Source organism: Glutamicibacter sp. AOP38-B1-38 (genome assembly GCF_052377485.1).
Lineage (GTDB): Bacteria > Actinomycetota > Actinomycetes > Actinomycetales > Micrococcaceae > Glutamicibacter.
Genome location: NZ_JBQSWU010000051.1, coordinates 1 through 10,337, shown reverse-complemented (window position 1 = coordinate 10,337; position 10,337 = coordinate 1). Strand labels below are relative to the sequence as shown.

Genomic DNA, 10,337 nt, shown 5'->3' with positions numbered 1-10,337 from the left:
ACTTGGGCTGCCTGCTTTAATGCCGATCCTAAACTCTCCCGACCAATCGTTCTCCAACACTGACCGTTCCTCATCATTGAGTGCAAATCAAGGCAGTGACCGATCCAGAAGTGGGCACGAAATCTCAGATGAGCTCATAGTTCGATGGGTCAAAGTTGTTTGTTTGGCCCATTGAAGTTATGGTTGGTGACACTACATGTTGTGCCTCTATGTTCGGTTGAGCACAACATATAGCTTGTATGCGTGCATCAGTCCAAAATCAATTGAGTGAAGGAGGAGATACTAAGGTGACCGCCCAAAGAAATAAATTCTTAGACCTCGCGGTACGAGAATTCAAAGATTCTGATTCTCCGGATCTCGTGTACTTTTCAAGCGTCTCGGAGAACACCAGTCGCTTCGTCGACCGACTGCAGTCGCATGCGGTGCGCATCCCGCTGCGACCCCGTCTGGAAGGGCTGATTCGGGTAACTAGGCCTTTCGTGCTGATCGTGCCGACCTATGGCGGCGGGGAGCGCGCCGGTGCTGTGCCGAAGCAGGTGGGTATGTTCCTGAACGACCCTGCCAACCGGGCACTGATCCGCGGGGTCATCACCGCGGGCAACACCAACTTCGGCGAGCACTACTGCCTCGCCGGCCCCATCATCTCGACCAAGTGCCAAGTGCCCGAGCTGTACCGCTTCGAATTGCTCGGCACTGACCGCGATGTCGAACGCGTCAGAGAAGGACTGCCCCGCTTCTGGGCGCAGCAGCACACAGAGGAAAGGAAGACGGCATGACCACTACCATCGACTCCCCGCAGGCTCTCACACGACCGGAGGGCATAGGGGCGCGAAAGGACTACCACGCACTGAACGCGCAGCTGAACCTGTTCGGCCCCGATGGATCGATCCAGTTCAGCAAGGACCGCGAGGCCGCGTGCGCATACTTCCGCCAGCACGTCATCCCGAACACCAAGGTGTTCGGCTCGGTATGGGGGCGGCTGGAATGGCTGATCGACAACAATTACTACGAGGAAGCGTTCCTGCGCGCCTACGACCCCGCTTTCGTTACCTCGCTGCACGAACGCGTGGAGATGGCCGGGCACCGCTTTGCCACCTTCCTCGGTGCCTTTAAATTCTTCACTTCCTACGCCCTACGCACTTTCGACGGGACCACGTACTTGGAGGATTTCGGGGAGCGCGTTGCCGCTACCGCGCTATTCCTCGGGCAGGGCAACGAAACACTGACGACCAGCTTGGCAGACGAGATGATCTCGGGACGTTTCCAGCCGGCAACCCCGACGTTCTTGAACGCCGGAAAAGCGCAACGCGGCGAGCTGGTCTCCTGCTTCTTATTACGGCTGGAAGACAATCTGGAGTCCATTGGCCGTGGCGTGAACTCGGCGCTGCAGCTGTCCAAACGCGGTGGCGGCGTTGCACTGCTGTTGACGAATCTGCGCGAGACCGGTGCGCCGATCAAACAGATCCAGAACCAGGCGTCCGGGGTCGTGCCGGTCATGAAGATCCTTGAAGACTCTTTCTCCTACGCCAACCAGCTCGGCGCCCGCCAAGGCGCTGGCGCGGTCTACCTTCACGCACACCACCCGGATATCCTCCGGTTCCTCGACACGAAGCGCGAGAATGCGGATGAGAAGATCCGGATCAAGACCCTGTCGCTGGGAGTTGTGATCCCGGACGTGACCTTCGAACTGGCCCGGGACAACCGGGACATGCACCTATTCAGCCCTTACGACGTGCAGCGAGAGTACGGCACGCAATTATCAGATCTGCCGCTCACCGAATACTACGATGACCTTGTAACGAACCCGCGGATCCGCAAGACCACGATCAGCGCCCGCGAGTTCTTCAAGACCCTCGCCGAACTGCAGTTCGAGTCCGGCTACCCCTACGTCCTCTTCGAGGACACCGTCAACCGCGCCAACCCGCTCGTGGGGCATATCAACATGTCGAACCTGTGCAGCGAAATCCTCCAGGTTAACACGCCCTCGACGCTAAACGCCGCCGGCGGCTACACAAAAATCGGGAACGACATCTCATGCAATCTCGGCTCGCTGAACATCGCCGCCGCGATGGCATCACCCGACTTCGGCACCACCATCGAGACCGCCGTACGGGCGCTGACGAGCGTTGCGGACCAGACAGACATCGATGCAGTGCCATCGATCGCAGCGGGGAACAACGCTTCGCATGCGATTGGACTCGGACAGATGAATCTTCACGGATTCCTCGCCTCACAGCGCATTCGTTATGGCAGTGAGGAAGGCGTTGACTTCACTGACATCTATTTCCTCACCGTCACTTACCACACGCTACGCGCCTCAAACCAGATCGCCATCGAACGCGGAACTGCGTTCGATGGGTTCGAGACCTCGACCTACGCTGATGGCTCCTACTTCGATAAGTACATCGCACGAGACTGGCTGCCTGCCACCGAGCGAGTCGCTGCACTGTTCAGCCAAGTAGGAATCGCGATCCCGACCCGTGAGGACTGGCAGGCGCTACGCAAGTCAGTCATGGCGCACGGCATTTACAACGCCTATTTACAGGCGATCCCACCGACCGGATCAATCTCGTATGTCAACAATGCGACCGCATCAATCCATCCAATAGCGGCAAAGATCGAAATCCGAAAAGAAGGCAAACTAGGCCGCCTCTACTACCCAGCCCCACACATGACCGACGACAACATCGAATTTTTCGAGGACGCGTACGAGCTCGGCTACGAAAAGATCATCGACACCTACGCCGCCGCCACCCGCCACGTCGACCAAGGCCTCTCACTCACGTTATTCTTCCGCGACAGCGCCACCACCCGGGACATCAACAAAGCGCAGATCTACGCCTGGCGTGCCGGAATCAAAACCCTCTACTACATCCGCCTGCGTCAACCCGCCCTCGAAGGCACCGAAATCGAAAACTGCGTCTCATGCGCACTTTAACGTTGAAACTCTGATCTCCCAGAAGGAACCACAATGAATTCTCACGACACCCTTTACTCGAATACCGAGATCGCTGTGACCCCACCAGGCTACCGGCATAACCCAGCCGCCCGCATACGCCCTATCAACTGGAACCGTGTCGTCGACGATAAAGACCTTGAAGTCTGGAACCGCCTCACCGCCAACTTTTGGCTCCCTGAAAAAGTTCCACTTTCCAACGATCTTCCTGCATGGGAAAAACTCACCCAGGAAGAACGAACACTAACCATGCGCGTATTCACAGGGCTCACCATGCTCGACACAGTCCAGGCCACCGTCGGAGAAATCTGCCAGATCCAAGATTCACAGACAGAACACGAAGAAGCCGTCTATACCAACATCGCCTTCATGCAAGCAGTGCACGCCCGTTCCTACTCCTCCGTTTTTTCGACTCTGACCTCGACGCCTGAGATTGACGGTGCTTACCGATGGGCCATCGCCAACGACATGCTCCAGGAACGGTGTAAAAAGGTACTTACCCACTATTACGGAGATGACCCGCTTAAACGCAAAGTCTCCTCAACGCTGCTCTCCTCGTTGCTACTTTATGCAGGGTTCTATCTGCCGCTGCACTTCTCCGTACACGCGACGCTCACAAACACCGCGGACATGATCCGGCTGATCTTGCGCGACAAAGCTGTGCACGGCTACTACTCCGGATACAAATACCAGCGAGGCCTCGAAACCCAGTCCCCCGCCACTCAAGAAAAAATGCGCAAGTTCACCTATGCACTCCTCGAAGAACTCTATGAACTCGAATTGCAGTACTCCGGTGAGCTTTACAAACCACTCGGACTCATGGACGACGTCGCCGTGTTCGTCCGTTACAACGCGAACAAAGCACTCATGAATCTTGGCTATCCAGCCCGCTTCACACCGGAAGAGACAAACGTCAACCCCGAGATCCTCGCCGCCCTCGCACCAGGAGCAGACGAGAATCATGATTTCTTTTCCGGGTCCGGCTCTTCCTACATCATCGGCAAAGCCGAAGACACCAGCGACGACGACTGGGATTTCTAACCCAGTCCTCATTCCCACATACTCGCCTGAGAAAGAGCACCGCACCTTGAATAAGAACGTCTCCGTCCTCATCGGTAGCCTACGCCGAGGCTCCTACGCACGAAAAATAGCCCATAATCTTATCAACTACTTCCCTGACAACTACAACGCGAGCATCATCGAGATCAGGAATCTACCTCTCTACGATTTCGACTACGACGATCCCCAAATCATCGACAAACCCACCCCACCGGAATACACCCTGTTCCGCAAGACCATCAAATCCTCAGACGGGGTATTATTCGTCACGCCAGAGAACAACCGAACCATCCCCGCATGCCTGAAAAACGCCATAGACATCGGGTCCAAACCCAACAACGATGTCATCTGGCAGCGACTTCCCGCAGGAATCATCAGCCACTCCGTCGGTCGCATGGGCGGGTACAGCTCGCAGAAGAACCTTAGGCTTGCCCTTTCATATTTCAACATGCCCACCCCCGGCCAACCAGAAGTCTTTCTTTCCCAGTCACCCACGCTTCTCGATGCAGACGGCCATGTGACCCAGGAATCCACAGTGGAATTTCTTCAAAACTATGTCTCTCGCCTTGTTCAGCTCATCGAACAAAACACTGATTCCCGCTGACCCTCTTACCAAGCTACAAGGGGAACCTACAATATCAACGCTCGTGCGATGCCGAACATGGGGGCGGTCCAAACAAGCCTAACCAGCAAGTTGAGCCGAAACATGGGGAAAATGGCTTAGAGCAGCGCGCTGAAGCTAATCCCTTTGAACTGAGCGAATGAAGCTTAGAAACCTCTTTTCAGCCCAGTTTACTTTTCTCATTATTGAAGGTTGATAACTTCACGACTATTGCGATCTGCTTGTTACCCTGAATGCATGCAAACTTCAGACCCACCACGGGCCCCCACGGTTCGGACCGAGCGTTTCACCTCACTCATCCTTGCGGAAAACCCAATCGAATGGTCAGGCGCCCATATTGGTCGCCTGACCATTCGCATCTATCGGATATTTGAGCCGCCAAACTGATCGATTCATATGGCGCTTTGCAGTCTTCCCGAAGAAACTACACATCAACCTTCAAAACCAGAGCAGAACCATAATAAGCAAACAAAGAGACATTCGACCCGCGTAAGCCGCGCTGCCGGCTATACCCTCAGCAAACCAATTGCGTCGCGTTACTGCGTGATGCGGTTACAACACGTCTGACAGGCAATTAAACCCCGCATCCTAAGCAACATCAGACCACAAAAAGAAGTGCACGCTTTCCTACTTCGCCCATAAGGCTAAATCAAACCAATTCGCTGGCATACCCAGGCTGTCAACGGTGAGGCTAGAAGAGCTGGGAAAGCCATTTATCAGCTCGATCATTTTTTCGGACCAGTCGCATTCGGGATCGATCGATCGCAATAGATAGGCCATGATAGCTATTACGTTGTAGAGCCCGAAGACCTGCTTAGATGATTCCTCTTCTTTCAAATGATCCAGCAGCGGAATCTGGCCAAGCGCAGGTCGCTTCGGCGCAAAGACAAGTTTTCGGTTAAAGAGCCTCGCGTGGTGCGCGGAAACATTCCGCACATAGTTGAGGCTCGCGATCCAGCTTGCCATGATCCTTTTGGAAGGGACACCATACGTCATTGCGATCTCTGTGCCTGTCGAGTTCTGAAGCCCGCCGTACATCCTGCTCAGATGCCCGAACTCCATAATCTCAGTAAGTTCCCAAACCGGCATTTGATCATCATACTTTTGACGAAAATGTGCCACGAAAGACTCATCTGAACTACTTTGCCGTTCCCGCGTCCGAGTGATGAGTACTTCATGCTTACTCGGCCAAATGACTCCCCCGGCTTCGGCTTCGCTAGTCGTAAACGAAGAAACGAATTGGGTGGCGTCAAGATGCGCGAATGGCGACTTCCTACCCAAGACATACCCAAGTTGCATGCGCAACGAAATTTCAATGCGCTCGATGCCATCCAACACCAGAATTCGCAAGGCTCGATCGAAATCAATGAGTTTTCTAGCATGTTCCAGCGAGGTACCCCTGCGGTAGGTATTCAACACCTGGACACGTTCTCGACCATCCGCCTCATAGACAAAACGAGAATCGCGGAAGGGATACAAGTACCCTGTCAGACGGTAATACCCCACAGCCCTCAGTAGCTGTATCCCCGCTTCACGATCACCAATCAGCACACCATTAAGCTCTAGCTTCGCGAGCTGCTCTTCTACCGATAGCCACTTTTTAGTGTATTGAGCCATGAACTTCCCTGTTAAAGAAAATCAGCCCGAGCCATAAGGCGAGCGGGCTGATCATGATGACATCATCATAACAGACCAGAAACCAGAACTGACCACCGTCTCTTACCTAAATACATCTGACTCTATGGGAGGAGCACTAAGACCATTCGACAGTTCCTAAAACGGTCGTTTATGACACGCTGATCTGACAGCTTGGCTAAAAATCCTCGACAGTTGAGAACTCAACAGATTTTCAAGGTCATTTAGTCGCAAAACCCAGTGCCACAAACTATGCGTCGAAACAGTGACCATTCCACGAGTATTGATACATTTAGGTTCATGGGACACCTCCTCGGATACGCCAGAGTCTCCACCACGGATCAAGACGCACAACTTCAACTTGATGCACTCAGTGCAGCTGGCTGCTATCGGATCTTCACCGACACCGCATCCGGCGCGCTCGAGTCACGCCCTGAGCTCGATAAGCTCCTGGACCAGATTCGACCCGGCGACACTCTGGTGGTCTGGCGCCTGGACCGTCTCGGACGCTCCATCCGGCACCTGATCAACCATATGGACGCGTTGCAGCAACGAGGCATCGAATTCAAATCCCTTCAGGAGAGCATCGATACCAGTTCCTCCGGTGGACGGCTCGTGTTCAACATCTTCGCGTCCCTCGCTGAGTTCGAACGCGATCTCATTCGCGAACGCACCAACGCCGGGCTACAAGCAGCTCGTGCCCGCGGCCGCACTGGAGGCCGTCCAGCATCCCTCTCCCCCGACAAGTTGCGCACTGCCAAAAGACTCTATGAACAACGAGATATGACAGTGACTCAAATTGGTGAGGTTCTTGGCGTCAGCCGTAGCACCGTCTATAGAGCATTAGGAAAAGCGAAAAAGAACCAGCTGTGATGGATAACTTTAGTTGGCCATTAACCGGTAGCGGTTTCGCCATCCCTGCATCTCGTAGAAAAGCCACGAAACATCTTGCTGTCTGGTTGGATAAAATCATCCCTAAGTAGGCTCTTTTACCCAGCGAAAGCTGAGAAAGTAGAAGAATGAATTCACGCTTAAGCAGTGTCGTTTCCGCCGCACTTCTCCTTACCATGCCGATATTGGCTGGATGTTCCATATTGGACCCGCAACGCGACCTGACTCTGCACACGTTCGTAAACTCCGAGAATGAAGGAGTTGAGGATGCCACGACACAGCCGGAAGACATCACAAAAACGGCATGCGCACCCACGGTCGATTGCGTTGAGGCGTATAGCACCGCCGAGGCAGACTATTTTCGATTTGAGAGCAAAAAGCGTGCCGAGGAATATGGGGCTACCGTAAAGGACGGGTTCGTTATCAACTACATCGTGATGGACTTTGCGGGTAAAGAAGCTCCCGTGGAGAACCAGCTTTGGGCGATGCAGGAGCTGGCAGGCACTTGGAATGACTACGAAGGCGATTTCCCAGACCGCCGCTAACATCTTTCCTTAGATCAGCACTCTCAGCTTTCGCGCTTAGCTAGGTCAATTGATATATAGCTTCGGCCCTATTCTCAAAGCTCCGTGGCCATTGAAACCGAGAGCAGAAGACACCTAATCGTTGCTGATTTCATAGAAAAAATAAAGAGATGGGCGCAATAATTACCGGCCCAACCCAGCGGTTACTGTGGAAGTTGCTTGCACCATAGCGGGATTGGTGAAGCCGCTACCGCTTGACGTTTTCTGGTTCAACACCAAATCTGGACGCGTACAAGTGGCGACGAAACACTGCTGGCTTGCGTTGCCACGGTAGGTGATGGACGACATTCCTGAGTTGAACTTGTAGCTTGCGACAAATGAAACTGTGATGCTGCCAGACCAAGTATGGGAAACGGTGCAAGTGCTGTAAGTGACATAGCCACTTCTTGAGCTGTATTTGCAGCCTGTGATCGCCGCTGCGGGCGTTGCAACCGGGGTGCCCCCAACAGAGGCTGCGGCAGCAAGCGAAGGATCTACGGACTTCAGTGTGCTTGCCTAGAATGATCCATCGGCGAAACGTTCGATGACTGTTAGCTGACCCGCTACTTACGATTTCTCTGTTTTAACGGGTTTCTTTCCGGGGTTCTGCTGCTATCGGATAAACCATGATGTGGCGAATATTCTTTTTCATACCAGCCCTTTCGTTTTTTCCAATTGGTCATTTGGAACAGGAAAGACAAACTTGTGCAACGCCCACCAGCGGAAGACCGTCGCGAGTAGAGTCCCAATGATCGGTCCCGAGATGAAATCTGAGACTTCCTGTTCGAAGTATGAGACCAGAGGGTAGTGCCACCCTAGCACCCACCTGGAGATATACAAGGGTGCTGTATTTATTGCAATTGCTGCAATCGAAATACATAAAAAAGCTGGAGCTTGGAATCGTTTACGCTTAGATGTGTTCCTATCTTGAAAGGTGAATTGCCGCGTAAGTATAAACGATACGACCGTAGCAACTGAATTTGCTATCAGGAAAGCAGTGGTTGGGTGTTCGAGGAGCACTGTGAATTTCAAAGCATAGTTAACTGCTAGCGTCAGGACGAAACAAAACCCGCCGACTCCAAGGAATCTTACTAGTCGTATGATCACGCTTTGATTGTTAGACATTCATACCCGCTGATTATGGTTGGTGGAGATTTAAGCTAGACGTCAGTAGTTCAGCTTACTGTAATTTGTGCAGTGTCTGGCTTAAATTGGTGTTATGTGCTTCTGTCATTTGCTTTCGCTGATCACTAGCTCGTGGCGTAGTTTCGACGGTTCTGGCCTATGCGTGTTGCAAGAATACTGAAATTCGCGGGCGTCTATCTGAAAGTTTGTTTAAGAGCCCGCGCCAATAGGGAATGTTTGCGGTCAGAGCAACCCCAACAAGAGGCGTCCTGCCGACCCGCATCCCAGTCTCAGCATTAGCGGAACCTGCCAAGGAATCGACTCCGCCCTGCCAAAAACCCAGAACTGGAAAACCAGAACAGCAGTCAGCGAATACGCCGGGAGAATCACTAGAAGAACCGCGTCCCAGCACGCGGCACAAAAGATTTCTTCGAACGTATAAAACAAAAATACACTACCAAAAGATACAAAACCAATTGTTTAACTTTGTATTAGATTAGTTGTGTTACGCCACTCGACTTCGGCCTTACCGAAAACGATGCCGCTGCCAAAAGACGGCGATTGCTCGCATCTAACAGAACTCAGGCACAGAGCCTTACATCGGGGATCTCCTCGACGTCATCAGAAATTATCAAACCGAAATAACCTGAACCCATAGGTTGCAAGACGTCTCACCGCGCACCCCTGCCCCAACGAAAAATCCGCGGAAACTCAATAGTCCTAAATTCTCGCAACTATGTGTCGCAACCAATGTCGTAGAATCATGTTGACAACATTAGTTTCGAGACACTTTTCAAGGATTCCATGACCAAGCTGATCGGATACGCCCGCGTATCAACCAAAGCACAAGACACCGACCGGCAAATTCAAGATTTGTTGGCGGCCGGTGTCCGCCGCGATGACCTTTATATTGACCACGGGCTCTCCGGGGCTCTGGCCAAACGTCCCAGCCTGGATAAAGCACTCGACGCGCTACACCCGGATGACACCCTCATGATCACCACCCTGGACCGACTCGGGCGCTCCACCCAGAAAATGCTCGAACTGGCCGAAGAGCTGCGTGATCGCAATATTGGGCTGCGGGTGCTCAACCTGGGCGGTGGCGACGTGGACACCAAAACACCTATGGGCGCAATGGTCTTCACCGTCATGGCAGCCCTCGCGCAAATGGAGTTAGAGATTAAGCGCGAACGGATCAACGACTCCGTCACCAAGCGCCGCACCACCGGCGGCGACCTCGGAGGCCGCCGGCCCACTTTCACCGACTCCCAAATCCGGACCGCAGCAAAACTCATCCAGGCAGGTGAACCGGCAACCCAAGTCGCCAAGGACATGGGGATGTCCCGCGCTACCCTTTACCGCAGGATCAATGAACAAAAAACTCAATAGTGTTCGGCTACTTCACACCTCTCAGCAGAAGGCCCATTACGGGAAGTCTGATCAGTTTCGGTATTCAAGCCAATCGCAGCGACAAATTAGTATTAGA

At 53.2% G+C, this 10,337-nt stretch carries 9 protein-coding genes; 7 read left to right on the top strand and 2 right to left on the bottom strand.

Translation table 11 applies throughout. The annotated features are described in order from the left end of the window. The first annotated feature begins 287 nt into the window (after nucleotides 1-287). Genes nrdI through ACT3TP_RS18145 form a run of 4 tightly spaced genes read left to right on the top strand, consistent with a single transcriptional unit; the run spans nucleotide 288 to nucleotide 4,619 of the window. Nucleotides 288-776, top strand: coding sequence for a class Ib ribonucleoside-diphosphate reductase assembly flavoprotein NrdI (gene nrdI / locus ACT3TP_RS18160; RefSeq protein ID WP_096254105.1), 489 nt, complete (start codon nucleotides 288-290; stop codon nucleotides 774-776). Further along, on the top strand, nucleotides 773-2,938 hold the full coding sequence (gene nrdE, locus ACT3TP_RS18155) for a class 1b ribonucleoside-diphosphate reductase subunit alpha (protein WP_096254103.1): 2,166 nt from the start codon (nucleotides 773-775) through the stop codon (nucleotides 2,936-2,938). The genes nrdI and nrdE overlap by 4 nt, the downstream gene beginning before the upstream one ends. Nucleotides 2,939-2,971: 33 nt before the next feature. Further along, a complete protein-coding gene (gene nrdF, locus ACT3TP_RS18150; protein ID WP_096288956.1) occupies nucleotides 2,972-3,997 on the top strand; it encodes a class 1b ribonucleoside-diphosphate reductase subunit beta in 1,026 nt (341 codons plus the stop codon). Between the two features lie 46 nt (nucleotides 3,998-4,043). After that, on the top strand, nucleotides 4,044-4,619 hold the full coding sequence (locus ACT3TP_RS18145) for an NADPH-dependent FMN reductase (protein WP_096288958.1): 576 nt from the start codon (nucleotides 4,044-4,046) through the stop codon (nucleotides 4,617-4,619). Nucleotides 4,620-5,264: 645 nt separating this feature from the next. Here the strand turns inward: ACT3TP_RS18145 and ACT3TP_RS18140 are convergent. Beyond that, complete coding sequence (locus tag ACT3TP_RS18140) at nucleotides 5,265-6,254, bottom strand: Abi family protein (protein WP_443443460.1); 990 nt, start codon at nucleotides 6,252-6,254, stop codon at nucleotides 5,265-5,267. Between the two features lie 318 nt (nucleotides 6,255-6,572). Between ACT3TP_RS18140 and ACT3TP_RS18135 the strand changes: the two genes are divergently transcribed. Both ACT3TP_RS18135 and ACT3TP_RS18130 read left to right on the top strand, forming a co-directional pair. Then, nucleotides 6,573-7,145: a recombinase family protein gene (locus tag ACT3TP_RS18135; protein ID WP_013348181.1), complete on the top strand. Its 573-nt coding sequence runs from the start codon at nucleotides 6,573-6,575 to the stop codon at nucleotides 7,143-7,145. Between the two features lie 146 nt (nucleotides 7,146-7,291). Beyond that, nucleotides 7,292-7,708, top strand: a complete 417-nt coding sequence (locus tag ACT3TP_RS18130) for a hypothetical protein (protein ID WP_444621235.1) — start codon at nucleotides 7,292-7,294, stop codon at nucleotides 7,706-7,708. 666 nt (nucleotides 7,709-8,374) lie between these two features. Here the strand turns inward: ACT3TP_RS18130 and ACT3TP_RS18125 are convergent. Then, a complete protein-coding gene (locus tag ACT3TP_RS18125; RefSeq protein ID WP_444621234.1) occupies nucleotides 8,375-8,851 on the bottom strand; it encodes a GtrA family protein in 477 nt (158 codons plus the stop codon). An 804-nt stretch (nucleotides 8,852-9,655) separates the two neighbouring features. On the opposite strand from ACT3TP_RS18125, the gene ACT3TP_RS18120 reads away from it, so the two are divergent. Next, entirely contained in the window at nucleotides 9,656-10,240 is a 585-nt protein-coding gene (locus ACT3TP_RS18120; protein ID WP_096283074.1) for a recombinase family protein, read from the top strand. The last annotated feature ends 97 nt before the right edge of the window (nucleotides 10,241-10,337 follow it).

Bases quoted from the DNA above. Each gene is read 5' to 3' on its own strand.
- nrdE (WP_096254103.1), top strand. From the start codon at position 773: ATGACCACTACCATCGACTCCCCGCAGGCTCTCACACGACCGGAGGGC.
- ACT3TP_RS18135 (WP_013348181.1), top strand. From the start codon at position 6,573: ATGGGACACCTCCTCGGATACGCCAGAGTCTCCACCACGGATCAAGAC.
- ACT3TP_RS18120 (WP_096283074.1), top strand. From the start codon at position 9,656: ATGACCAAGCTGATCGGATACGCCCGCGTATCAACCAAAGCACAAGAC.
- nrdF (WP_096288956.1), top strand. From the start codon at position 2,972: ATGAATTCTCACGACACCCTTTACTCGAATACCGAGATCGCTGTGACC.
- ACT3TP_RS18130 (WP_444621235.1), top strand. From the start codon at position 7,292: ATGAATTCACGCTTAAGCAGTGTCGTTTCCGCCGCACTTCTCCTTACC.
- ACT3TP_RS18125 (WP_444621234.1), bottom strand. From the start codon at position 8,851: ATGTCTAACAATCAAAGCGTGATCATACGACTAGTAAGATTCCTTGGA.
- ACT3TP_RS18140 (WP_443443460.1), bottom strand. From the start codon at position 6,254: ATGGCTCAATACACTAAAAAGTGGCTATCGGTAGAAGAGCAGCTCGCG.